The organism is Mesorhizobium sp. LSJC280B00 (genome assembly GCF_000502835.1).
Taxonomy (GTDB): Bacteria; Pseudomonadota; Alphaproteobacteria; order Rhizobiales; family Rhizobiaceae; genus Mesorhizobium.
In genome coordinates this window covers 13896-38015 of record NZ_AYVL01000046.1, presented here as the reverse complement: position 1 = coordinate 38015, position 24120 = coordinate 13896, and the positions used below count along the sequence as shown (strand labels likewise).

Genomic DNA, 24120 nt, shown 5'->3' with positions numbered 1-24120 from the left:
AAGGAGCCAATCGCCGCCTGATCCGGATGGCTGCGCTCGTCCCGAGCGTCCCCGAGATCCGCTATCTCCTCGCCCGGATCCTCATCTTCCCACCGACACAAAAGCCCTTCATCATCGCCTGGTCGCTATGGCGACGACGACATCAGGCCGCGGCCACCATCTGTCACTACAAACGGCATCGACATCCGCAACTGTAGTACTAGTCTAGCATCGGTGCATGAAGCATGGTCCCAAACGGGCCGGTCAGCGCCCCGCTACTGTCGACCAGAGCAAAATGCTGTGGCCCGGATGCGCGTGGACCCCAAACGACCTGTTTGTACACGTCGAGTTGTTCAGGATCGAGTTGCTCTTTGGTCAGCTAACAAGGCGCATGGCCGCTCATCCTTTCGTCTTGAGACGTTTTGGGGTGGCCGACCCGCCGCAAGTGCGGCACATGAATCTCAGACTGAACCGCCCTGCCGTCGTCGCATGTGCTCCGGCGCGAGCGCACATGCTTGACGTCGTCTTTGAGATATTCCGTGGCTGCTCGACAGTTCATGGATTCGATTCAACAAAGGGATAGATTCGGTCGATGGGAAGGTTTCGAGAGGGCAGGTTGCGCAGATCTGCAGGTCCCAAGTCCGGAGTGTCGACAACGAGGATCCCTGCAGAAGCAGGCTCGAAGAACGCGCGGAAATGCGTCTTTCGAACGCAGGACCACGTAGTCGAACTCGTCCAGCGTGCGCCCGAATTGGGTCAGGCAGTCGTCGTCGACAGCAGTGTTTGGCTGGGAAGACAGCGACACCATCGCCGAGCCAGTATCTATGACAGCGATAATGCCGATCTACCGTGCTTCCCGTCTTGTGGGGGCCGGTAGCACGGTAGATGAGTTGCCCCGCATGAACCCCTTGCAGTCAAGTACGACCGGCCCCCCCGCGCGTTCACTGCTTTGTCCCCCAACTTTGAGGCTTACTGTCGAGCCAACACCTGCGGAGACAGCCTCGGCGGCGGCATCGGGATCGACAGGTAAGGGACAGCTGTCCACGGCAGCTTCCGGCCTAGGACCTCGCGAAGGACATAGGTCGAGTCATGCATTCGGTCGGCATGTTCAAGCAGAATGACCGGGCGCCTGCCCTCACATACGAGCTTCTTCGCAGTATCGATCCCACTCTCGACGGAGGGGAGCAGCTCCCCGTAGCTCATGGCTTTCCGTTGCATGCCGATCTGCGACGAAACTGTTAGCAATATCGAGCGCCGTCGAACGGTGTCGATCCACCACAACGACCACCGAGAAGCCGCAGTTCGGGACATCGGCATAGGAAAGCCGGCGAAGATCGGGACGTCGAGATACCGGTCGCTTCGCTCGCTCGCCTGGATCGAATCAATGACAATCGATTTCAGAGGCTCCATGCCGGTCGCGCTGAAGATGCTCGGCACCATTACACCGGGCTTCACTAGAACCCAGACCGGCGCAATCTCAACCCGAAGCGTACGCAACAAACACTCTGCCGCTTGTTTTCCGGTGGAGTCCATATCTGTATGCGGGGAGAAATGATAACCGAAGACGGCGTCGGCCGCGCTGATCGAGTCCTAATAGAGGTTGGCGTGGTAGTCGAGCGCAACCATTATGGGAACGTCCGGCCCGACGACTGCCCGAACACGCTCCAGCGTTTCCCGATCGGCATCAAGGCGTGTCGGCGTCGCCATCGCACCATGAAGATCTAACAGCACACCACCTAAATTGGCCGCCGAACCTAGACCTTCGATCAGTCTGTCGACAATAATGCTCATACGCCTCGTCACTGTTGTGCCGGCCGCGCCACCTGAGGAAAAAAATAGGGATGATATCCAGCCCGCTCGTGCTCGCATACATGTATGACGCAGCCGATACGGTGTTGGTTCCACGATAGTTTTCGAGAAGAGCCGGTCCAAAAATCTCTGCGACCCTGAATTGCTCGAGCGATGTTCGCTTATCAATGAAAGCACCGATTCGTCGAGGAAGCCCGCGATGGCGATGCGGTGTCGCGCATTGTTACTCGAAGCCATCTCTGTTTCCCTTCAAGAAGCGAGGAGGCCAGGGGCCGAAAATTCAGAATGTTTCCGGTAGCGAAAATTGGGGGAGTTGTGCCGCTCGCATGATCTAGAAGCCGGACGGCGCGAAGAATTCGGCTGGCGCCAATTTGACTGAGCTCGTGTCTAGAGCGCACCGAATACCGAACGAGGCGCGCATACTTGGGGGCAGACGACATGCGGCTCGCAAAACACGGTTGGAAGGCTGGAGCAAATCAGACTTACGGACAAAACAGATGTGATAAAATGCGAAGACAGTATTACGTCGAAACGTCCACCGAGGCATCTATGGCGTCGCCAAGACGTTCGACGATCATGTCAACGTGGCCGGCGTTGATGATGAAGGGAGGTGCGAGCAAGACGTGGTCACCTCGCGCGCCATCAATCGTCCCGCCCATGGGGTAGACCATCAGCCCACGCGCCATCGCCTCACGTTTCACGGCCGCATGCACTTTCAACGCCGGGTCGAAGGGGGATTTGTCCGAGCGCTTGGCTACGATTTCTATGGCGTGAAAGAGACCCCGGCCGCGGATGTCGCCGACGTGAAGATGATTGTCGAAACGCTCGCGAAGCCGCCGGTTGAGCAGTTCTCCCATATGTACAACGTTGTCGAGGAGATGATGCTTCTGGATAACGTCCTGCACTGCAAGGCCGGCCGCGGCTGCCATCGGGTGACCCATATAGGTATGGCCATGCTGGAAAAAACCTGATCCGGAAGCGAAGGCCTCGTAGATATGGCGCCCAAACAGAACGGCGCCGATCGGCTGATAGCCTCCGCCTAACCCCTTCGCGACTGCCACGATATCCGGCACAACGCGATCCTGCTCGAACGCGAACTGAGTTCCGGTGCGACCCATGCCGCACATTACCTCGTCGAGGATCAAAAGAATGCCGTACCCATCACAGATCTCCCGGATCTTTTCAAAATAGCCGTCCACTGGCGGCACCGCACCCGTCGTCGCGCCAACGACCGTTTCCGCGACGAATGCGATCACTTCGTCTGGCCCGAGCTCAAGGAGCTTTGTCTCAAGCTCGTTGGCCACACGTTGTCCATACTGGTACTCGCTCTCAGCAGGCAAGCGCCCACGATATGCGTAACAAGGCGCAATGTGGTGAGTTTCGATAAGAAGTGGTCTGAACTGGGCCCGGCGCCATTCATTGCCGCCGACGGCCAACGCCCCCAGTGTATTGCCATGGTAGCTTTGACGGCGAGCAATGACATGCCTGCGCCGATCCTGGCCCTTCTCGACGAAATATTGGCGCGCCATCTTGAGCGCGGCTTCCATCGCTTCCGACCCTCCGCTTACGAGATAGGCGTAATCGATTCCGTCCGGCGAGTTGGTAACCAGGCGGTCCGCGAGCCGCTCGGCGATTTCCGTGGTGAAGAAGCTCGTATGAGCGTAGGCAAGCTTGTCAAGCTGAGCGTGCAGTGCTGCGAGCACCTCTGGATGGCCGTGGCCAATACATGACACAGCGGCTCCGCCGCAGGCGTCGATATATGCCTTGCCGTCGGCGTCAAACAATTCGATGCCACACCCCCCCTCAGCCACGGGCAGGCTTGCATGAATGGAGCGGTGCAAAATCTTGCTCATGATAGTCTCGAACAGACGTGCGGCGTATTGACAGGCGGAGAGCCCGCCGACATCGTGCCCTTCAGTCGAGTATCATTCGCCCAGCATTCGTCGTCAAATGCAGCTTCTATATTCTAGTCATCTGAAAGCGCGATGGAAGCTAAGTCCCACATGACCGGATGTGGCAAAGGGCCACCGGGGCGCACTTTTCCCGGACGACAGCGGGGATGGGGGAGCGATCTGGCCTGAAGGCTCGGGAAGGTTAGGCTCTCATTGCAAATCCTCCCGTCGTCCAGACTTCACGCAAGTTCGCCGACCTAGCCAGGCTGTTGATGATGTCTGACGTATTGCCTTGAGGATGGCCTCGTCGCCGTTGTGGTACGCGAATGTGATCTCGATCGAGCCGTCGTCGAGCAATTCGGCATAGCCATCGCCTGTGACTTCCTCCATCTCGTCACACCCGGCCCATGTGAAGTGAACTATCGAGGGGCTGTAGCTCAGATCGAGGCTGGCTTGCAGGGCACCAAAGGCAATCTCGCCGTTGTTGTCGGGTCGGATGGCGATGGTTGCGGGTCCACCGAGGTTCAGGTAACCGCGATCCCACAGATCGGCTTCGATGACAGGAGCTTCTTGACTTTGGGCTGCGCCAGCACGGCCGCCAGGAACTTCGCCGCGATATCGCCCTCCAGCAGCCGGTCACGGTTTTTGGAGAACACCGAATGGGTCCCAGGCTGCGTCGTCGACGCCGATGCCGACGAACCTGCGGATTTCACTAAACTGGGACAGCGATTTCGGTATGTCGCGGACAAGCGTTTCGCAAAGTCGCGGACAAGGAAGGGGATCGATTCCGGTTGCCTTGTTTCTGTCAGGAGCGATTGATTTCCGTTATTTCGTCGGCGGTCAAGAGCGTCCCTATTTTCTGCTTTCGCATGCTATCGCCCTCGAGGGTTATGCGGTGGGCATTGTGAACGATACGGTCCAGGATCGCATCGGCTAAAGTGGCCTCTCCGATCATTTCATGCCATGCGGCCACGGGAATTTGGGCGGTAATCAGGGTCGATTTGCGCCGGTACGCTCCTCGAAGATTTCCAGAAGATCGAGCCTTTGTCTGTCACTCAGCGTATGCGTTCCCCAATCGTCGAGCACCAGCAACTGAACACGGGCCAGATTGACGATGAGGCGCGGGAAGCGCCCGTCGAGCCTTGCCAGTGCCAGGTCTTCGAACAGGCGTGGCATTCTGACGTAGAGCACGGAATAGTCGAGACGGGCCGCCTGTCGTGCGAAGGCGCAGGCGATCCAAGTCTTTCCGGTGCCCGTTTGGCCTGTCAAAATCAAGTTCTCGTTTGCCTTCAGCCATGCTCCTTGCGCCAGGGATAAGACGTTGCGGCGATCAAGACCGCGGTGGGTGCTGAAGTCGATCGAAGCATTGGCAAACCGCAACTTTGCCGTTGCCAGTCGATTGGTCAGCCGCTTGTCTGTTCTCAGTGCAATCTCGCGATCGAGCATCAGGCCGAGCCGTTCGTCGAAGCTAAGGTCGCTTCCATGGCTCTACTCGCCAAGCTGGCGATAGGCGGCAGCCATTCCGGCAAGACCGAGCGTATGCATTTGATCAAGCATTGGATGGGTCAGCATCTGGTATCCTTTCTCATTGATAGTAGGTTTTGCCGCGGATGTTGCCGTGCGGCGGTGCCGGCTTGACGGCCTCACTCATAGGCGGGGCTTGGTCGAGACCAGATTTGAGAATGTTGGCGACGGACGAATAGCTCATTGCATTGATGGTCAAGGCACGNCGGGGCTTGGTCGAGACCAGATTTGAGAATGTTGGCGACGGACGAATAGCTCATTGCATTGATGGTCAAGGCACGCTCACACGCCATTTCCAGGCGATCGGATTTGTAGCGTCGCGCCAGGGAAAGGACGCCCTGCGCGGATCGATAGCCTTGTTCCGGATGTGGGCGGTCACTCAGCAGACGCTCGATAAAGATCGCCGTATTGCTCCCGACTTTTGCCGCTTCCTTGCGCAATGTGTGAGGCGTCGTGTTGGCATAGCGCTGGTGCGACTTCGGCATATGCTCATTGACGGTGATGTGGCCCGAGCGCTGCGAGCTTCGGATGTGACTGGCAACACGTTTATGGTCGTGGAAGATCTCGACCACCCGATACGTCAGCCTAACATCGACCCGCTTGCCGATCAGGCCGTGCGGCACGGAATAGAAGCTCTTGTCGACCTCGATATGATAGTCGGGATGGACCTTGGCCACTTTCCATTCCGCATATTCAAACGGTGTTGCCGGCAGTGGTTTGAGTTGCGCGCGCTCGATCTCATCAAACAAGTCGCGACGGGATTTGCCGTAGCGGCGCATGGTTCGGCCGTTCAGGTCTTCGATCAAAGCACTGATCCGGGCATTGAGATCGGCAAGGCTGAAGAAGCGTTCGTTTCTCAGCCTGGCCAGGACCCACCTCTCCACGATTAAAACCGAGCCTTCGGCGGAGGGTTTATCCCGAGGACGTTTCGGCCGTGCTGGAAGCACTGTTGTGTCGTAGTGTTCGGCAAAAGCGGCGAAGGTTGCATTTAACGTCGGCTCGAACCACAGAGCCTTGGCAACGGCCGATTTGAGATTGTCGCAGATCGTTGTCTTCGTTACCCCGCCGAAGTAACTGAAGGCCCGTTGGTTGGCTTCGATCCAATCCGGCAGCTTCTGGCTGAAGCTCGCATAAGAGAACGTCAATTGCGACGCGCTCAGCACCGCAACGTAAATCTGCGCCGCGCGGATCTCTCCTGTCGACGGATCGATGACGGGGATCGTGTGCCCGGCATAGTCGCATTCCATCGCAACACCAACAACGTGACGACTGCGATAGGTTGGCTTGACGCGGCTCTCGAATTCAGCGAATCGGCCACAAAACAGGTGTAACCATAGCCGTCCGGATGGGTCTCACGGTATTCCTGCCACAACAGATTGAGCGTCACTCCCTTGCGCTTCAGCTCGCTCGCCATCTTCGGCCAGTCCGGCTCAGCGGTCTCGCGCGGCGGCCGTCCCATCCGACGAAATAGCCGCTGTTCCAGTATCTCGTCATCGTCGAGGCCAGCTGGCAGCGGCCAAACCGCAAGGCCAGCTTCCCGCGCTCGCAGCAGATACGTTGAAACCGATGTCTTGCTGATCTTCAAACGGTCCGAAACGGCGCGCACAGGAAGCTCCTGCTCAAACGTCAGCCGCAGTATCGATCGGATGTCCTTCACGCTCGTATGTCTCGCTTGCTTCCGTCTCGGCATTATGTCCTCGCTTAAAATGCGAGGGCAAAATGCCAGATCGGCGCTCACGAAAATCGATCTCTAAACCCGTCATCAGCTTGTCCGCGACTTACTGAAACGGATGTCCCGTACTTACTGAAATCCTTGGCCGCGACTTACGGAAATCGGTGTCCGGGACTTTGTGAAACCCGCACGAACCAGCGGAACAGGAGGTCGTATTTCAACCGCTCCACCAAAAGCCGCTCCGAGCGGATCGAATAGAACGCCTGCAAAAGCATCGCCCGCAGCAGCTTCTCCGGCGGGATAGATGGCCGTCCGATCGGCGAATATAGCGCCGCGAACTCACGCTCCAGCGTCGACAGGGCTTCAGTCACGATCGTCCGGATCGCCCGCAATGCGCTTCGGCAAGGCACCCGGGCCCGTATCGGCATAATACGGGATAACGGACCAACGAAGGAGGAGTTGATTCCGCCCGAAGGGGCGTGATCCGGATCGTTCCCGTGGGGACGATGGGCAAGGCGATCTCGTTAGCAGGCACGATCCTGGGACGAACTCTCCCAAGGTCGTTCAACAGATTGAGAGGCCTCGCTCTACTGACCCCATCATGCGGCGGCCCGGCGCCGACCGCGAAGAGAAGCGAGTGACCCGCGGGGCGACACGGTCCGAAAAAACGAAACAGGAGCTTGACCTCAACAACCCCAATCAGAGAAGCCTGCTAGACCTTGAAAGCTTGAACTGAAGCTGACGTGTCATCTCAGCATTGCGCCTGACCATCCGCATCGAATCATCGATCCGGACGTCCAACGCCTGAACCCGGTCCAAATACAGTCGGCCGAGCTCCTGCTCCGCTACAGGGAGAACCGTCGTCCCATCCGCGATCGCCTCTGCCAACCGATTCAGACGCACCGACCTCTAGACGCGCCGATTCCATTCTCGGCCAGATTGAGGTCAGCGGGTTCGTTTTGGGGCGTCTGCGCCCCATCGAATGTCGCGAGCCGCGGAATGCGATCGAGGACGATGCGCAGGATGCGCTGGTCGGGCAGGGGATTGCATCTTGATCTCGACCACCCGCGCGGCCATCTTGATGAGGCGCAAACGCAGCGTGCCGAATTGGGCGATGCAAAGCTGGAGCGTTTCGGCATCGCTGCGCGCAGGCCCCACATGAGCCAACAGGCGCCGGCATGCAGGAACAGCCGGAACTGATTGGCTGTGGCGGTCGGCGGCGAGATACATCTTCCAGGACTTAATGTGGTTCTCGGCCGCGCCGCGCCGGCAGTAAAGATCTGCCTTGAGCGCCTTGGCCTTGCCACCGGCCTGATTGGTGACGATAAAGCGGGTGTCAGCACCTTGGGCGCCGACCTCCACGCGGGCGATAGCCACTGCGTCGCCATGCCCAACAATCGCCTGGCCGCCATTGAGGGCGGCAAAGTCGCCTTTCGCTAGAAGGACTATTGGCACGACAGTCGGCATTATGCCGTCGCGGCCGACGAGTCCATTCGCCGCTTCCTGCTACACGCTCTGCCCGAGGGATTTCATCGCATGCTTCCTCCGCAATCGCTATGGCGCGCAAAAGCTCGCCCACTGCCGCGACCTGCTCAGCATGCCGGTTCCCGTGCCGGCGGACAACCGATCCGCAAAGGACTACCGCGACCGCTACGAGGCCCTCACCGGGCCTTCTCTCAGGCAATGCCCGGCGTGTCGTCAAGGCCAGATGCTCATCATCGAAACATTCGAACGCGTCACCGGACGCCCACCATACCAGGACACAATGAAGCAGGGCGTCGCCTTCGTTGTCATCAGCATCGCGCCGGCCCGCTTGGAAGCCAAAACTGAGCCGGTCCAGCGAAAGTGTGCGGGTCCGGGGAGCGCGGCCCGGTGACCGCTACCGTTACGAAGCCATCAAGGCCGACATGGTCCGCACCAGCGGGCGACGGGACCGGTAGCCCTCGATCTTGTGCACACGCGCCATCGATCGGATGATGGCCATCGCCTCCTCGGGCGTGCTTTTGGTGTGCTTGCCGGACGTTGGCTTGCGAATGTGAACCTACGAATGCTGTCCGCCCTGCCAGTGTATAGTGAGTTCGCCCTGTCTCGCATCATCGTCCATCACGACGATATCCCTGATCAGCGCGCGTAGGAGCCGCTGCCGAAAACGCATGTCGACATCGGAATCGTCCCACGCAGCCCTGAGATCCTGAGCCAGGCCGGCAAAATCCGGGATGGCGGCGTCATCGCGAACTTGCCGATTGTTGAGCCGGGCTTCGCGGGCTTCGACACGGCAAAGCGTCGCCTCCCAGCTCTTCTCAAGCGTCTGAAGCTGAGCGGCTATGAGCCTATTGTCGGGGTCGCAGGCTGCATAGCGTCGTTCGGCAAGCGAGGGTTCGTAGCGGGCCTGCTGCAAATCCAGTTCAAGCATCTGCCTTCTCTGCGCTTCGCCTTCGAGATGCATGCGCTCCGCCTCCAATGCTGCTTCGATCGCCATGGGCGCCACGGCGCGCAAAACCCCGTGCGAGATCGCAGCGCCAGCTCGACCGCCATTGGCGGTCATGCATTGGGGTCGCGCCAGCATGAGGTTCAAACGGTCGCAACGGTAGATATGATAACCGATGCGACGGCCGACATAAACAACGCACACCCGGCGACCGCAATGACCACAGGTGAGCATGCCGGCCAGAAGAGCCCTTCCGCCCCGACCGGACTTTACACCGCCGCCCTTGCCGTAGGTGTTGGCGGCGAGCAGCTTCTGGTTCCGCTCATACTGGTCCCAGCCGACATAGCCTTCATGATGCTCCCTGAGCATAACCGCCCAATCCTCATGGGATTTACGATGGCCGTAGCTCTTGCGAATGGCCATCGACGATCTCGGTCCGCTTCAGGTTTGCCGTACACATAGACCGCCGCATAGAAAGGGTTCTTCAATGCGCTGATAACGTTGCGATAGCGGATCGGAACCCAGCCGAAGGAGACCTCATCTTGTCGTCAGATGGGCGCGGAAAATGCATGCCTTCGGCATTGAGCGAGATCAGCACCTGGCGGGCGCTGCCGATCTCGCGGAACCGCGCCAATATAAGCCTGATGGCTTCCTGGACCCGAATATCAGGGTCGAAACCCAGGCCGCAATCGCGGTGTCAGATGTAGCCGACGCTTATCCGCAGTTCGCCCCGCTGGGGCTTCTGCCGCGCGGCCTCGTACATCCGCGCCCGAATGACAGAAAGCTCGAACTCGCTGATGTTGCCCTTCATGCCGAGCAACAGCCGGTCGTTCGGCTTGGCGGGATCATAAATGCCATCGATGTCGATCACGCGCGCATCGACCTGACCGCAAAGCTCAAGCAGTAATCCCTTGGGTCAGATATGGTAGATAGTCTGCCGGTAGTATTAACGAGGAGCTGCCTTCGTCACGAGCTGATGATTTCTAGGCTGATCTAGTTTGGACCGAGCTCGCGCTTCTCCGCTACAAATTGGAGGGCCTTACGAAGTGCAATGACGCCCGTGGTTCTAAGGTCGAGAAGTGGGGTTTGTCCGTTCGATCCAATTTTCTCCTGCACTTCTCGTGCATAGGCCGCAATCAACGGTTCATCTGGATTAAACTCTCCGTCCGCGACGAAACCGCCTTTGATTTCGTCTATCAATCCCTTGACGAAACCCTCATACATGTCCGGATTTTGTGTACCCAGATAAAACACACTCGAAGGACCCATTACGGCCCACCTAAGCGCCGGCCCCGTCGCGATCGCCCGGTCGATCGTGTCCACGTCAGCCACGCCCTGCGAATAAATATAGAATATTTCTTTCAGAACTGCCGCCTGTATACGGTTCCCGATGTAGCCTTCGATCTCGCGCTTGAGTTCGACAACCTCGCATCCGGTTGATCTGTAGAAACCTGCTGCAGTTGTTGCGGCGGTCGATGCTTCCTCACCTCCCGCGATCTCGACCAAGGGTATAAGGTACGGTGGATTGAACGGGTGACCGATGATAATCCGCTCTGGCCCCTTAGCCAGGGCTCTCAGGTCTTTTGCTAGGAAGCCCGCTGAACTAGATGCGATAATCGCATCAAGCGGTGCAATGTCCGTCATTTGTTGGAAGAGGTCTTTCTTCTGGCTCAGGACTTCCGGCGAGCTTTCCTGGATAAACTTGGCGCCGCCGAGGGCATCCTCCAAGTTCGCGGTGAACCTCACCCGCCCCAGACCCGCGTGTGGTGACAACCCAAGCCGTTCCAGCGCAGGCATTGCTCTCTCCAGATAGCCATCAAGCCACTCCTTTCGCTCGGCTACTGGGTCGTAGACCACTACGTCCAGCCCGGCGCGCATGAAGTGCGCAGCCCATCCAGCTCCGATATTCCCAGCGCCTACACAAACAACGCTTGTAAACCGCTTCCCTGAGAACTGCGCACTCATGTCGACCTCAATTTCAGTTATGTCGTCAGATTAATTGCCGAGAATGTTTTTGCCAAAGTACCTTTCGGAGGTCTGATCGTACTTCCTGCTCTTCACGATCGCATCAAGACCAGACTTAAGTTCTCGGCCCATTTGTCGTCGCCCGTTCGGAGCATGAAGCCCTGTCCTTCTCCAAAATACTTTGGATCGCGCACGCTTTCACCGACCATTTTGTAAGTATCAGGTTGCTTTTTCGCATACGCATAAAACAGCTGGTTCTCGTCGCCAAACACAGCGTCAATCCCTACCCGTGTTCAGGTCAAGGATGGCATCGTTGATTTGATCATACTGCTGGATTGTTGCGTAGTTCGAGAAGGTGGCATTCGCGTATTTCAAATTAGCTGCAGAGCCCCTCTCGACCCCTATGGCCTTGCCCAGGAGCGTTGCTTCAGTCCCATCAACCTTGGAGTTCGCTCCGACAATCAATCGAAACGTTGGCCTTATGTACGGACCAACCATCGTGAACTTTTCTTGCCGCTCCTTAGACATAGCGTAAGTATTGATAAGTGCGTCGATCTGACCTGACTGCAACGCGGATATTGAGCCGTCGTATGGAATTGCTTTTATGTCGCATGTCACATCGATCGCCTCGCAAATGTGGAGATCTCGAAGTCAAATCCGGTCAGCTTCCCATCCGGAGTTTAGAATGAGAAAGGTTCGAAAAGTGGATCCATCCCAACTTTCAGCGTATCTTTAGCGCTGGCAACCTGCGTCGCTATCGCAAGCGCTCCAGCCATACCGATCAACATCACAAGCTTTTGCATTTTCATGAGCTGTCCCTTTCGTTTTGTTTGTTTGTGGTCTGCCTTGTCCTAATGCCGCATTCGCGAAACCTTCCAAGTTCGTCGGACTTCGGAGATTCGATGAGACTGCGAGGAGGGCCTTCTTCCTCGATGAAGGAAAATCATTTTGCTCGCGACGTCACGCGCGAAGCCAATTTCGTGTGTAACGATCAGCATCGTCCTCCCCTCCTTCGCGAGGTCGGTCATGACCGCAAGGACCTCACCAACAAGCTCGGGATCCAGAGCTGATGTTGGCTCGTCGAAAAGGAGAACGTCTGGGTTCATCGAAAGAGCGCGTGCAATCGCAACTCGCTGCTGCTGTCCCCCAGAAAGGTGCGACGGCCGTAGCCAGCACGGTCTGAGAGTCCAACGCGGGCAAGTAAGTCTAACGCGCGAGCTCGTGCGACCTTACGAGGCTCCTTCAACACTCGAACCGGACCTTCCATCACATTTTCTGCTGCTGTCATGTGAGGCCAGAGGTTGAAACATTGAAAGACCATCCCTATCTCGCGCCGCAGTCGGCGCAGCTTCTGCTTGCTGTCGCTTGAGCGACTCAAGGGATCGGACCCGTGAAAAGTCTCGCCGCGAGCAGACACTGACCCACTCGTTGGAATTTCAAGGAAATTCAGACACCGAAGGAAGGTGGATTTTCCTGATCCCGAAGCTCCTATCAGGCTGATAACATCACCACGTCGCGCTTCGAGAGAGATCCCCCGCAGGACGTCTACATCAGCAAACCGTTTTTCGATTTGGTCAGCCCGCAGGACAGCCCCCTGCTCGGAGCGTTGCATCCTTCCAGCGATCTGCACTTGGCTCATCGGCTTTCCTTAGGTCCCTTGTCGGCTTTGCCCGGGCACATGAGTTGGGTTTCCTCGCGAGACGGCCGTCCTATTTCTGTTACATTATCACCCGGGCAGCACCCGAGAAAGAAGTTTATCGAATTGATTCATTCATAACCTGAATGAATGTGCCGTAGCTGCACGGCAAGCCCAGCGACGGCAATAAGGCCCAGTACGCTGCTAATCATGGAAAGATGCCGTGGGACGCTCCAAGCCAAGCTTCTGGCGTGTCTCAGCAGCGGTCAGAATGCTCCCCCCCATGTCGCGGATCAGGCCGACGGCACGTTCGACAAGAGTATCATTGTCGGCGAAGACGCCCTTATCAAGATAAAGATTGTCTTCAAGACCGACACGAACATTACCCCCCTGTCCGACAGCCAGCGGAACAAAACGCAGTTCGTCGCGGCCGATGGCAAAAGCACTCCATGTCGATTCTGCGGGTGCCAATTGTTTGAAGGCGTCGAGAACAAATGGCTCCGCCGGAGCGCCGCCAGGAATGCCCAAACAAAATTGGATTAGCGGCGTTCCTTCGAGAAGACCCTCTGCGAACATCTTCTTTACGAATGCGAGGTGTCCGAGTTCAAAGACCTCTAGTTCCGGCTTGATCCCGAGTGAACGGATATGCTCCGCCATCGGCCGGAGATATGTTGCTGGCGCCAGGTATACGAGATTGCCGTCGCCGAAATTCATGGAGCCACAGTCAAGTGTGCAGATCTCCGGCTTGAGCTTCGGGTCACGGCAAAGCCGATCCAAGTGTTGAAGCCGCTCTCTTGGGCCGAGCAGATCTGTGCCCGGTCCCGCAAGCTGGCACTCAGGCGTTTCAGAGAGTACTAAATCGCCTGCCATCCCGCAGCTAACGTTGACGATGACATCCGTGTCGCTGTCCCGGATCAGAGATACGATATCCGCGAAAAGTTCCGGGTCCCTGCTCTGCTGACCCGTTTGCGGGTCCCGTGCGTGGAGGTGCACGATCGCAGCACCCACCTTTGCGGCCGAGATGGCTGCGTCCGCAATTTCTCTAGGGGTAACCGGTATCCTTGGGTGGCGAGAAACCGTGTTCCCACCGCCAGTTACCGCGCAAGTGATAAATGTACCCATTGTAGATCCTTACCTGTTTACGGGCGACCTGTAGGTGAAGACAGACGTCGACCTACACTCGCCTGTCGACGCTTTGAAGTCCGATGGTAGATCTTGCGACGATGCTGTCCATAAACCGAACTATGCCGTGCCGCTGGCTTATAGACAAATTATCGGTTGTCATTAATTTATTCGCTAAACACATAAATCCTGCTCTGCGCGTCGAAGGAATATGGCCGCGCCAAATGTTGGGAGCCGCAGCTAGAAGGCCCTAATGGGCTGGGGAAGATTTGAAAGTCGTAGCCGGCCCAGTTGCTCCAACACACCTGAAAACCGGCTTCCATTAGGCCATATTAATCGACGTCTTGTGCGAGGAGCTGTTCAGCTGCACTCCGAAGTTTATCCGGCAATGCAACGGCTGCGCGCTTGCTAAGGTGGAACATCACGCTCAATACTTCCATGGTTGCGTGCAGGTTGCCGCTGGAACCCGTCAGGTCATGGCGGAAAGTAAGCGACGCCCGGCCAACTCTGATGACGCGAGAGCAAATTGTCAGCAACCCGCCAGATCTAACCTCCTCTCCGGAATTCGACAACATGACGCGCGTCCGCCCATCCAAGATGAACGGCCATAAGTTAATCTACTCCGCTTCCTAGGCTCCCGACAAACTGAGAGGACGCGTCGTCGAAGAACGCCGTTTAAAACGAAGTTCACGTGGCCCATCGCGTCACAAGCCACGGCTGAGCTACCGATCTTAGTGTCTCTTGACGTGCTCCCCTGAAATGTCCTCGGTTTGAGGTTAGCCTGTTCCTCGGATGAGGAGACAGGCAATGAAGCGATCGAGATTTTCTGACGAACAGATCATCGGCATTTTGAAGGAACACCAGGCTGGGCTTTCGGCGACGGATCTGTGCCGCAAATATGGTGTGAGCGACGCGACCTTCTATAAGTGGCGCTCGAAGTATGGCGGCATGGATGTGTCGGAGGCGAAGCGGCTGAAGAGCCTTGAGGAGGAGAACGGCAAGCTGAAGCGTCTGCTGGCCGATGCCGAACGCCAGCGCTTCGGCTATCGTCGGCTGCACCTTCTCTTGAAGCGCGAAGGCGTGGCGGTGAACTGGAAGAAGCTCTATCGCCTTTGTCGCGAGGAGCGGCTGACGGTGCGCAAGCGCGGTGGTCGCAAGCGGGCCTTGGGCACCAGGGCGCCGATGGCGATACCGCAGGGCGCCAACCAGCGCTGGAGCCTCGACTTCGTCTCCGACACGCTGACCGATGGTCGCCGCTTCCGGATACTATGCGTCATCGACGACTTCAGCCGGGAGTGTCTGGCCACGGTCGTCGACAACTCGATCTCGGGTGAGCGTGTCGCCCGCGAACTCGACATCATCGCCGAACATCGCGGCTACCCCTGCATGATCGTGTCGGACAACGGCACCGAGCTGACCTCGAACGCCATTTTGGCTTGGCAGGAGGANGGCTACCCCTGCATGATCGTGTCGGACAACGGCACCGAGCTGACCTCGAACGCCATTTTGGCTTGGCAGGAGGACCGGCATGTCGAATGGCACTACATCGCACCGGGCAAGCCGATGCAGAATGGCTTCGTGGAAAGCTTCAATGGTCGGCTACGCGATGAGTGCCTCAACGAACGGCTCTTCACCAGCTATCGGCACGCCCGCAACAGCATCGAAGAATGGAGGATCCACTACAATGTGAATCGCCCACACACGAGCCTCGATGGGCTCACCCCGCTTGAATATGCAACCCGATCCGTCAAGGATCACAACGTGAACAGGGCTAACTTATAGACGCGGACAAAACGGGGAGCACGTCACTCTATACCCACGGACATATCCAAAGTTTGAGATGCAGCATTCGATAGCCCACGCTGGCCGGTTTATAAGTGTATAAGTTTTTCGAGTTTGCTACGCGCTGATGCCGCCATCGACTGGCAGTGCGATACCGGTGATCGACCGAGCGTTTTCAGTGCATAGAAAAAACATAGCGGAAGCGACTTCGACAGGATCAACGAAACATTTCGTGGGCATTTCGGTCAGAAAATGCTCCTTCGTGGTCTGCCCCAAGGACAAACCGAGAGCTGCGGCTTTGGCTTCAACCTGGGCGGCCGCAAGCGGAGTATAGACCCACCCGGGCAGATCGCATTGCATGTGATGCCGAGTTCAGCGCCTTCTAGCGCTACAGTACGTGTAAGCCCAAGGTTTCGCAACTACATATGCCGTCTTACCAACTTCTCCGGCAAGAGCTAGCGATCAAGCCGTGTTGACGATGCGCCTCCATCCTTTCCGTTTCATTCCCAGAAAAACAGCTTTGATAGCGTGAATGCCGCACTAAGAGTTACTGCGACTAGTCGGTCCCACTGTTCGGTCGGAAAACTCTCGACGCCGCTTACAAACTGAACGCCGGCGTTGTTAATGAGGATATTGCGATATCGCCAGGTCGCGCGATGGCGGCCTTGACGAGGGCGCCTCCTTGCCGGCCGTCTGACAAATCGTGTCGAAATGAAAGCTCTTATGGTCGCTGAGTTCACTTAATTCGTTGACGAAGTTAGTAATGGTTTCCTGATTGCCCAAACCATGAATGCCGACTTTTGCGCTAGATCGCGCAAACGTTCTCGCAATGTCTTGCCCCATTCCGGTTGTGGAGCCGGTAATCAGTACCCTGCGTACGGCGAGAGATACATTTAGATCAGCGGCATCCATTTTTGTTCCGCCCGTGTTTGAATAAGTTTCAACCTATCAAACCCCATCTTTGCAGATAACTCGTTTTCTGTTATCGATATATACACCCCGTGGATAAATGATCACTGATATGGACAGCGCGCTTCTACGAACTTTTTCGGCAGTTGCAACGCTCGGCAGTTTTTCAGCAGCCGCGCAGCGCCTGAATATGACGCAATCGACGGTAAGCCAGCAAATTGCGCGACTAGAAGAGCACCTTGGAAAGCAATTGTTTGTTCGCACCACGCGCCGCTGTCGGCTTACTCATGCGGGTGACGAGCTCATGGAGCGCGCCAGTAAGGTGGTGGCCCTTGTTGATGAGATGGAGAGCGCGTTCCGCCCTGAACTGAGCACTGGAACAGTCGTGGTCGGCGTGGTTGACGACTCCTATCTTTTTGCTCCTCTCACGCGCGCTCTGGCTGAGTTCGTCGAGCGTCGTCCGACGGTAAGCATCGAGATAAGGGCAGGGATGTCCGCTGACCTCCTACGCGAATTGAAGGCGCGCAACATTGAACTGGCCTTGCTTCGAGTAGATCCGGATATTGAAACTGTCGGGCTTCTGCAAACCAGCAAGCTGGTTTGGATTTCTTCACCCAATTGGCAGGTTCCACCAAACGGGGTCGTCCCATTGGCCGTAGTCGGAGGCACTTGCAGCTACCACAAGATCGCGCTTGAGACACTGAGAGGGGCTGAGCTTCAATCCCGACGGGTAGTGACCTGCAGCAGCTTAGAGGGTGTACTTGAAGTAGTCCGAGCTGGTCTTGCGGTTTCAGTGGTTCCTGAGGGGGAACTGCGCACGGGCATGGTGGTTGTCAACGATAATCGCCTTCCTCCGCTTCCGCACACGGGTCTTAAAATCAGCTTCAGCGAGCAGGAGCCATCTGTGGCAGCGAAACAATTGGCCAGGGTGATCGAGAACACTCTTCAGAACCAGGTCGCCTTCAGCGATGCGCCAAGGCACCTTGCAATACGCCTATGAACACGGAGCTTTTGGGGCCATGACATTGGAACATGCAGGGGACGATATGGTCGCCGGGTTAAGGGGTGCCGCGGCGGCCAAAGATCTTACAACGGTACCCGGGCGAAGGCTGTGGAGTTGCACCGGAAGCGCGCTTTGATCGACCTGGCGAGCGCGGCGGGGTCGTCGGTGAGCGAGGTTGCGAGTGATCGGCGTCGGCGCGCCGACCAACGAGCGATTTAACCATCAAGACGATTTCGGGAGAGGTGCCTCGGCGCATGGCTTACCCTTCAGGCGGAGTGGCTAACGTTCGAAGCGAACTCGAGCGACTTACCAATGGCGGTAGTCGACTAATAGATCGTGTCAGCAAGTTTGTTGGCGGTCGCCATCGATAGTGTCCACCCGAGCGATCCATGGCCGCAGTTTAGGAACAAGCCTTTGATCCTGGTGCCGCCAACAATAGGTTTGCTGTCGGGAGTGACGGGACGTAGACCGGTCCACGCGTTGACCACGCCAGCGTAATCGCCCGCTTTGGGGAAGATGCCCATCGCGGTAGTGAGAAGTGTCCGAAACCGGTCCTCTCTAAATTTGCCGTTGGCGGGCCCAATATCTGCAAGGCCAGCGACACGCAATCGATTGCCTATACGACAGAAAACCGTTTTTCGAGCGGTGTCGGTGATACTCGCAACTGGAGCTGAGGCTTGAGCCGGGATAGTTAGCGAATAACCTTGAACCGGCCAGATCGGCAACGAGATGCCGGCCGTCCTCGCGATAGGCGCACTCCAAACACCTAAAGAAATGACCGCGCGCCCACACTGAAGGTCCTCTGTCTGGGTTGCTACCGCAACCAACTCATTTGCGTGGGTTATGATACGGCGGATCTTTGTGCCGAACAAAAATCTGACGCCGTAATCTCGTTCAAGAAGCACTTGAAGATTTTTGCAAAACAAGCTGGAATCACCAGCTTCGTCATACGGCGACCATATAGCTCCCACGAATGAGTGTCCGTACAGCGCCAATGCTGGCTCTCTCTGGAGAGCCTGTTCTCGCGTTAGGACAATCTGTTCTGCGCCGTATCGGTTCTTAAGTTCGCTGAGTCCCTTAGCCTTGAAGAGACTCTCTTGATTGGAAAAAAGCGTGATCTTGCCGGTTTTGCTATGATCAAATTTCACTTTGCCTGAAAGTTCAGCGATTCCGGATCGGCTCTGCAGGGCAAGCTCCAAAATGTCGGTTGTATTGCGTTCGAAAGCTCCCTGCGTCGCGTTGGCAAGAAATCTCAAACTCCACGCCATAAAGGCCGGCGAGAGCGTCAGCCTTACTCTGAACGCGGGGTCACGCCCAAGCATGTATTTCGGGATGTTCGCCGCGAGCGAGGGGGAGGCCATCGCGTCCGGGTAAAAGTAACTTAACTGAGCGCCGTTGCCAAAACTGGCACCGGCTTCTGCAGGCCCTGGAGCGGCGTCGACGACGCATACTTCATAGGCTTTTTTTGCCAGAGCGTACGCGGACGTCATGCCGACTACGCCTGCCCCGAGAACTAGAACGCGGCTCATTGGATGCCGTAATCCCGAAGGCGGGCAATGACTTCGATCTCGACTGGGACGCCGCGCGGCAAGGCCGCACCTCCAACTGCGAACCTGGAGTGTGCGCGACAGTCGCCGAAAACCGCGATAAACAGGTCCGAAGCGCCATTAACAACTGCAGGGATATCGGTGAAATCGTACGTGCAGCTCACAAAGCCGGAAACTTTGACGAGCTCCTCTACGCTCGATAGGTTTCCGCCAGTCTCCAAAGATAGCTGGCTGATGACGTTTAGCGCAGCTAATTTTGCGGCTTCGTAAGCCGTTTTGTGGGTGACATTTTCACCGACTCGGCCGGCATATTTCACAACTCCGTCCTCTATGGGAAGTTGGCCAGAGACGTAGACTAGGCCTCGGTCTGTCTTGAACCCCAGGAGGTTTCCACCCGGCTTAGAGAGTTTAGGCAGGGCGAGGTTAAGCGCATCGAGGCGCTCTTCAGGCGTCTGGAGCATTCCTCACCTTTTCCTATGGGAATATTGTTTGGCCTCCGCTAGGAAGCTGTGGAAGACCATCGTGTCGATATTGGCGACACGGTACTCTGGGTGCCATTGGACACCCACGGTAAAGCCGCCGCTGTTCGCCTCAATCGCCTCTACTACGCCATCTGGAGAGATAGCCAGGATCTGGTATGCATCCGAGCCAAGAACAGACTGATGATGAACACTGTTCACCTCATAAACCTCGCCTTTCGGCGTTTGCAGGTGACGTGAGGACCCCGTGATATGAATCCGGTGTTGAGCAATCGAGGCTGGCTGATCTGGTTTATGCTCTATGGAGTCCGCGATCTCGCTCGGGATATCTTGGACCAATTCCCCTCCAAGGCACACAGCGAGAAGCTGCATTCCGTTGCAAATCCCAAGGATCGGCATCGAGCGCGATAGTGCTCCTTCAATCAAAGCTCGCTCGAAACCTGTCCGAGCCGGCTTCATAACGCAATTCTTGCGCGCATCCTGACGGTAGAGCGCCGGGTCAATGTCGAACATGCCGCCGGTGATGAGCAGCCCGTCTATGGCATCGAGATAACCTTCAACCTGCTCGCCGTAGGGAAGAAGGAATGGCAGACCGCCAGCCTGTGAGACGACGTCCGCGTAGTTTCGCCTGACGACGTATTCAGTTTCGGGAGCAGCAATATCATTGATGTCCGGCGTGATGCCGATTCGCGGGAGGTGAGGCATCTCGATCCTTACGATAGCCAGGCTCGAGCGACGTCCTGATAGATCTCGACGGCCTTTAGCACGTTCTCGATCGATACAAATTCATCGGGCTGCCCGCTCAGACCCAAGGAGCCGGGGCCAATAATAGCGAAAGGCACGAATAAGCCATCTAAAAGAACGGTGCCATCGCTATAGTAAGATACTCCTTTGATTTCTGGGGCGCTATTTCGATGACGTCCGCAGATATCGATGCACAGCTTAACGAAGCTGTCATCTGGCTGGCTTTCCACTGCAGGCTTGAAATCCAAAACACTGATGGAAACGTCGTCGGGCGCGATCTCCACCACTTTTGCTACGACTGCTTCATGATCCACACCGGGATGGAGCCGGATATCAAAATCGACTACACAGCGATCTGGTGTGAGGTTCACCGCCGATCCGCCTTGAATGCGACCAACGCGCACGGTTGGCTTGTCGAGAAGCGGATGCTCCGGATATTCTAAGTCTAACGCATAAAGGTGAGTTAGAAACTCGTGAATGAGATCTATCGCACTCACGCCAGCCTCCCCTGAGACATGGCCCAGCCTACCTACACCAGTTGCTCGTAGCCACAGCGCTGCCTTCTCGACGATCACGACGTCAAGATCACTCGGTTCGCCGCACAGAAATGCTCCTATCTCTTGTCTTAGGCCCTGCTCGACGAACCGACGGGCTCCAAGCAAATTTGCACTTTCCCCTGCAGTGAACGCCAGGATCACATCGCCCTTAAGCGCCTGATGGGATTCCTGGGCCAGTTTGCCGGCAGCCGCGATCATAGCCGCGAGCGCGCTTTTCATATCAGTTGCGCCTCGTCCATAAAGCCGACCATTTTCGACCTCACCGGAAAACGGCCACCTCTGCCACGGCACCGTCCCAACCGGGACGGTATCCATGTGCGACGAAAGCACTAGTGCTGGCTTCTCACCGGTTCCACGGATCCTTCCTAAAACATTCGCTCTCCCTGGAAGAAATTCGTCCAACTCGGACTCAATGCCAAGTGCGAGCAATTCTTTGTGCACGAGTTTAGCGATCTCAATTTCGCCACCTGGCGGATCACAGCTATCAATCGCAACGATTTGCTGAAGGAATTGGATCGGATCGAAATCACTCTTACCTTCGCTGTTCGCTCGAGCACTAATGGTCGCCATAGCAGATCCTCTTACATTTTTAGCAGAGAATGGTGATTTTGACTCTTCAACTGAAACGCAAAAGCCTAATGAATTAATCGAGGAACTTCATGAATGAAGTAGTGTGCAGGATCGTGTCCCAGGGAGTGGTGTAGCTGACGGCTTTGTCGCCGCAGTTTCCGGCATGGGCCGGGCTTATCAGCGCGACGGCTGGCAGGCCGATCAGGGGATCATCGCTCATCTGGCTGATGGTTTCCAGAGTCATATATCTGGCCCGCTGCACTGCCCATTCATCGTTCTGTTCGAGCAGGATTGCGCCGACGAGGGGATGGCCATATCACCGATCGTCGGTAGTGATGGGGTTGTCTAATCGCCGCTGGGACGTCAAGGATGTAATTGCGTTGAGACGACGCTGCCGGGTGCATGGTTGTCTTCGCGGTCGACATCAGTCGCCGCATGATGGAGTTCCGCGGACGAGCCTTCAATGTGGACGACGCACTTTGCTGAGACAGCGGTGCAACCCCATCAGCGGAATGGCTCGGCTCACGTCCCGGCAGGGACGTCTCAGGCGCTCAGTTCCTGAACGCTATTCGCAAGAGTTCATGCTGTGGCGCCTGCATTTCGATCAAAGAACTCACCGGTCTTGAGCATCGAATGCATTATCACCGCCAGTTTGCGCGCCACAGCCACGGCAACTCGTTTGAAGCCAACCCTCTCCCGGAGCTTGAGGCCCCACGTGCGCAGGCTGCTGTCGATCGAGCTGCGTGTCAGGATGACCGCCGCAGCCTCATAGAGAAGTCGCCGCAAATGTCGATCGCCGCGTCGGGATATATGGCCGTCATAATCGACTTCTCCCGATTGGTAGCGGCGAGTTGTCAGGCCGATCCAAGCGGCAACAGAGCGGGACTTCTTGAAGTTGCCCGGATCTTCAATGGCAGTGGCGAAAGAGGTTGCGGTAATGGCGCCGATGCCGGGGATCGACATGAGTATGCGGCATGCTTGGCTTTGACGTGCATCTGCGACAAGCTGGCGCCCAAGCTCGGCGGCACGGATGCGAATGCTGCGCCAGGCTTCCACCATCGGTAGGACGACAGGAGCAAGCTCGCTCTGATCGATAAGAAGGCTCCGGACATTCTTTTCGAATGTAGTTCCCTTACCGGCGGGAACGAGCAAGCCGAACGTTTTCATGATCCCTCGGATCTGGTTGGAAAGCTCGACGGTGATCCGGACCAGCCGAGTGCGTGCTGCCACGAGCGTGCGGGTCAACATACTGTCGAAGCCTTTCACGCGCACCTCGCGAAAGAATCCTGCTTCAGCAAGACGCGCCAAACCATCGGCGTCATTCGCATCCGTCTTGTTCGCCGCCATATCGAGAGCGGCTTTGGCATGGCGCGCATCGATGCAGATGGCTGGCAATCCCTCGGCGCGCAGCGCATGATAGAACCAAACTGACAGCGGGCCGGTTTCGAACACGACGCGCTTTGCGGCCGGCGCCCGCTTGCGGACAAGCTCGGCAATGATCCTGGGATCAGATGCGCACTTCCCGCGCCAGATCCGTTCGCCTTCACGGCGGATCGACACTGCCGTCTCTTTCATCGACACGTCGAGACCGATATGTTCTTCCATGGCTGTTCTCCGTTGATGCTGGGCCCGGCGTCCAGTCGTGAGCCCGTATTTCATCTTATCGGGGAACAGCCACCCTCCAAGGCTATGATCGGTTCCAGGGCGCGTCGCTCCCGCGATTACCCCATGTGGACGCCCCCCTCGACGGCATCCGCAGGCTCGAGACAATTCCAGACGTCGGCCCTATCACCGCAAGCGTTCTGGCGGCGACGGTGACCAGCCCTTCAGCATTTCCGTCCGGGCGGCTATTCGCGGCATGGCAAGGCCTGGTGCGGCGTCAGAAGTCCACCTGAGGGAAATATAGGCTCGGCAAAATCTCAAAGGTAAGCGATCAGTACATAAGACGTCCTCTGAGCCCGCGCGATCTTGCGCTGGGCAGAACCACCAAAGGCTCGGCGTGGATCATGGGGTTGCTCGGCCACCGACCTTTCAGTGTCGCTGCCGTGGCGCTCGCCAACAAGATGGCACGGATCGTCTGGTGTATCCTCGCCAAAGGCAGCTCCTATCGCGACGACCGGTCTGCTGACGTATTGCAAGCTTGAATTCAACGACAACGTAAAATGCTCGATGTTCTGATTGGGATCCGACCCGCGAACTTCATCAGGGCCCGCAGCCATAAGTGCTGCTTCGATGNCCGATATCTCTCGTTCGCCGCGTGTAGAGGGCGAGCTTGGTGTCAAAATCACGGATCGCGGTGCGAATGACCCGCCGATCCGCGTCGATCTGTGAGTCAAACGCGGAAATGTGATGACAAACCGGTCGAGCCGGGGGTCGGAATAGCCCGTTAGGGGTTGTGAGCATAATACTCGATGTTCTGATTGGGATCCGACCCGCGAACTTCATCAGGGCCCGCAGCCATAAGTGCTGCTTCGATGAGACCGGACACGTGGCTTGCACCCG

Annotated in this window: 18 protein-coding genes and 8 pseudogenes; 4 read left to right on the top strand and 22 right to left on the bottom strand. The window is 57.0% G+C overall.

Annotated elements, in window-relative coordinates; translation table 11 throughout:
* Positions 1-197 (top strand): hypothetical protein (locus X773_RS77710; RefSeq protein ID WP_023680418.1); only part of this gene is annotated, 197 nt, incomplete at its 5' end.
* Positions 198-948: 751 nt separating this feature from the next.
* Here X773_RS77710 and X773_RS71165 read toward each other — a convergent pair.
* From X773_RS71165 to X773_RS74050, 8 genes and pseudogenes are all read right to left on the bottom strand, one after another.
* A pseudogene (locus tag X773_RS71165) lies at positions 949-1848 on the bottom strand (M81 family metallopeptidase).
* Between the two features lie 461 nt (positions 1849-2309).
* Positions 2310-3641 carry an aspartate aminotransferase family protein gene (locus X773_RS71155; protein ID WP_023680414.1) on the bottom strand — a complete coding sequence of 444 codons (1332 nt, stop codon included), beginning with the start codon at positions 3639-3641 and terminating at the stop codon, positions 2310-2312.
* Between the two features lie 249 nt (positions 3642-3890).
* On the bottom strand, positions 3891-4070 hold the full coding sequence (locus tag X773_RS78710) for a hypothetical protein (protein ID WP_023680413.1): 180 nt from the start codon (positions 4068-4070) through the stop codon (positions 3891-3893).
* 164 nt (positions 4071-4234) lie between these two features.
* A pseudogene (locus X773_RS76975) lies at positions 4235-4385 on the bottom strand (transposase); the annotation flags it as partial.
* A 100-nt stretch (positions 4386-4485) separates the two neighbouring features.
* A pseudogene (istB, locus tag X773_RS75710) lies at positions 4486-5252 on the bottom strand (IS21-like element helper ATPase IstB).
* Between the two features lie 13 nt (positions 5253-5265).
* Positions 5266-6894, bottom strand: a pseudogene (istA, locus tag X773_RS71140) (IS21 family transposase).
* A gap of 170 nt (positions 6895-7064) precedes the next feature.
* Positions 7065-7304: pseudogene (locus X773_RS71135) on the bottom strand (transposase); the annotation flags it as partial.
* Between the two features lie 517 nt (positions 7305-7821).
* Entirely contained in the window at positions 7822-8343 is a 522-nt protein-coding gene (locus X773_RS74050) for a transposase (RefSeq protein WP_031213120.1), read from the bottom strand.
* Between the two features lies 1 nt (position 8344).
* On the opposite strand from X773_RS74050, the gene X773_RS74045 reads away from it, so the two are divergent.
* Positions 8345-8752, top strand: a complete 408-nt coding sequence (locus tag X773_RS74045; protein WP_023680404.1) for a hypothetical protein — start codon at positions 8345-8347, stop codon at positions 8750-8752.
* A gap of 9 nt (positions 8753-8761) precedes the next feature.
* Here the strand turns inward: X773_RS74045 and X773_RS78705 are convergent.
* The 7 genes and pseudogenes from X773_RS78705 to X773_RS71100 all read right to left on the bottom strand — a co-directional run.
* A pseudogene (locus X773_RS78705) lies at positions 8762-10208 on the bottom strand (recombinase family protein); the annotation flags it as partial.
* A gap of 89 nt (positions 10209-10297) precedes the next feature.
* A complete protein-coding gene (locus tag X773_RS0139950; RefSeq protein ID WP_023680400.1) occupies positions 10298-11269 on the bottom strand; it encodes a 3-hydroxyacyl-CoA dehydrogenase NAD-binding domain-containing protein in 972 nt (323 codons plus the stop codon).
* Positions 11270-11361: 92 nt separating this feature from the next.
* Entirely contained in the window at positions 11362-11541 is a 180-nt protein-coding gene (locus tag X773_RS71110) for a hypothetical protein (RefSeq protein ID WP_023680399.1), read from the bottom strand.
* Between the two features lie 4 nt (positions 11542-11545).
* Positions 11546-11893: a transporter substrate-binding domain-containing protein gene (locus tag X773_RS71105; RefSeq protein ID WP_280952143.1), complete on the bottom strand. Its 348-nt coding sequence runs from the start codon at positions 11891-11893 to the stop codon at positions 11546-11548.
* 56 nt (positions 11894-11949) lie between these two features.
* Positions 11950-12078 (bottom strand): hypothetical protein, encoded by a 129-nt coding sequence (locus X773_RS79190; protein ID WP_023680397.1) that lies wholly within the window; start codon positions 12076-12078, stop codon positions 11950-11952.
* Positions 12075-12881: pseudogene (locus X773_RS75700) on the bottom strand (amino acid ABC transporter ATP-binding protein). Before X773_RS75700 ends, X773_RS79190 begins: the two are co-directional and overlap by 4 nt.
* Positions 12882-13109: 228 nt before the next feature.
* Positions 13110-14027: a 3-keto-5-aminohexanoate cleavage protein gene (locus X773_RS71100; protein ID WP_031213116.1), complete on the bottom strand. Its 918-nt coding sequence runs from the start codon at positions 14025-14027 to the stop codon at positions 13110-13112.
* An 807-nt stretch (positions 14028-14834) separates the two neighbouring features.
* Between X773_RS71100 and X773_RS71090 the strand changes: the two genes are divergently transcribed.
* Positions 14835-15809: an integrase core domain-containing protein gene (locus tag X773_RS71090; RefSeq protein ID WP_023680393.1), complete on the top strand. Its 975-nt coding sequence runs from the start codon at positions 14835-14837 to the stop codon at positions 15807-15809.
* 621 nt (positions 15810-16430) lie between these two features.
* Here the strand turns inward: X773_RS71090 and X773_RS76970 are convergent.
* Positions 16431-16721: a hypothetical protein gene (locus X773_RS76970; protein WP_156937486.1), complete on the bottom strand. Its 291-nt coding sequence runs from the start codon at positions 16719-16721 to the stop codon at positions 16431-16433.
* A gap of 109 nt (positions 16722-16830) precedes the next feature.
* On the opposite strand from X773_RS76970, the gene X773_RS71080 reads away from it, so the two are divergent.
* A complete protein-coding gene (locus tag X773_RS71080; RefSeq protein WP_051406259.1) occupies positions 16831-17718 on the top strand; it encodes a LysR family transcriptional regulator in 888 nt (295 codons plus the stop codon).
* Positions 17719-18047: 329 nt separating this feature from the next.
* Here X773_RS71080 and X773_RS71075 read toward each other — a convergent pair whose 3' ends face one another.
* The 6 genes and pseudogenes from X773_RS71075 to X773_RS71055 all read right to left on the bottom strand — a co-directional run bounded on the left by X773_RS71075 (position 18048) and on the right by X773_RS71055 (position 23223).
* On the bottom strand, positions 18048-19250 hold the full coding sequence (locus X773_RS71075) for an FAD-dependent oxidoreductase (RefSeq protein WP_023680390.1): 1203 nt from the start codon (positions 19248-19250) through the stop codon (positions 18048-18050).
* A complete protein-coding gene (locus X773_RS71070) occupies positions 19247-19729 on the bottom strand; it encodes a RidA family protein (protein ID WP_023680389.1) in 483 nt (160 codons plus the stop codon). The genes X773_RS71075 and X773_RS71070 overlap by 4 nt, the downstream gene beginning before the upstream one ends.
* 3 nt (positions 19730-19732) lie before the next feature.
* Positions 19733-20452 (bottom strand): gamma-glutamyl-gamma-aminobutyrate hydrolase family protein, encoded by a 720-nt coding sequence (locus X773_RS71065; protein WP_023680388.1) that lies wholly within the window; start codon positions 20450-20452, stop codon positions 19733-19735.
* An 8-nt stretch (positions 20453-20460) separates the two neighbouring features.
* Complete coding sequence (locus X773_RS71060) at positions 20461-21618, bottom strand: M20 family metallopeptidase (RefSeq protein WP_023680387.1); 1158 nt, start codon at positions 21616-21618, stop codon at positions 20461-20463.
* A gap of 181 nt (positions 21619-21799) precedes the next feature.
* Positions 21800-21922: pseudogene (locus tag X773_RS76965) on the bottom strand (IS256 family transposase); the annotation flags it as partial.
* 275 nt (positions 21923-22197) lie between these two features.
* Positions 22198-23223, bottom strand: coding sequence for an IS110 family transposase (locus X773_RS71055; protein ID WP_023680385.1), 1026 nt, complete (start codon positions 23221-23223; stop codon positions 22198-22200).
* Positions 23224-24120: the final 897 nt, after the last annotated feature.

What these genes read in the sequence shown, in the direction of transcription:
- X773_RS71155 (WP_023680414.1), bottom strand. Translation starts at nt 3,641, where the DNA reads ATGAGCAAGATTTTGCACCGCTCCATTCATGCAAGCCTGCCCGTGGCT.
- X773_RS78710 (WP_023680413.1), bottom strand. Translation starts at nt 4,070, where the DNA reads ATGGAGGAAGTCACAGGCGATGGCTATGCCGAATTGCTCGACGACGGC.
- X773_RS74050 (WP_031213120.1), bottom strand. Translation starts at nt 8,343, where the DNA reads ATGCCGACTGTCGTGCCAATAGTCCTTCTAGCGAAAGGCGACTTTGCC.
- X773_RS74045 (WP_023680404.1), top strand. Translation starts at nt 8,345, where the DNA reads ATGCCGTCGCGGCCGACGAGTCCATTCGCCGCTTCCTGCTACACGCTC.
- X773_RS0139950 (WP_023680400.1), bottom strand. Translation starts at nt 11,269, where the DNA reads ATGAGTGCGCAGTTCTCAGGGAAGCGGTTTACAAGCGTTGTTTGTGTA.
- X773_RS79190 (WP_023680397.1), bottom strand. Translation starts at nt 12,078, where the DNA reads ATGAAAATGCAAAAGCTTGTGATGTTGATCGGTATGGCTGGAGCGCTT.
- X773_RS71100 (WP_031213116.1), bottom strand. Translation starts at nt 14,027, where the DNA reads ATGGGTACATTTATCACTTGCGCGGTAACTGGCGGTGGGAACACGGTT.
- X773_RS76970 (WP_156937486.1), bottom strand. Translation starts at nt 16,721, where the DNA reads ATGGATGCCGCTGATCTAAATGTATCTCTCGCCGTACGCAGGGTACTG.
- X773_RS71080 (WP_051406259.1), top strand. Translation starts at nt 16,831, where the DNA reads ATGGACAGCGCGCTTCTACGAACTTTTTCGGCAGTTGCAACGCTCGGC.
- X773_RS71075 (WP_023680390.1), bottom strand. Translation starts at nt 19,250, where the DNA reads ATGAGCCGCGTTCTAGTTCTCGGGGCAGGCGTAGTCGGCATGACGTCC.
- X773_RS71070 (WP_023680389.1), bottom strand. Translation starts at nt 19,729, where the DNA reads ATGCTCCAGACGCCTGAAGAGCGCCTCGATGCGCTTAACCTCGCCCTG.
- X773_RS71065 (WP_023680388.1), bottom strand. Translation starts at nt 20,452, where the DNA reads ATGCCTCACCTCCCGCGAATCGGCATCACGCCGGACATCAATGATATT.
- X773_RS71060 (WP_023680387.1), bottom strand. Translation starts at nt 21,618, where the DNA reads ATGGCGACCATTAGTGCTCGAGCGAACAGCGAAGGTAAGAGTGATTTC.
- X773_RS71055 (WP_023680385.1), bottom strand. Translation starts at nt 23,223, where the DNA reads ATGGAAGAACATATCGGTCTCGACGTGTCGATGAAAGAGACGGCAGTG.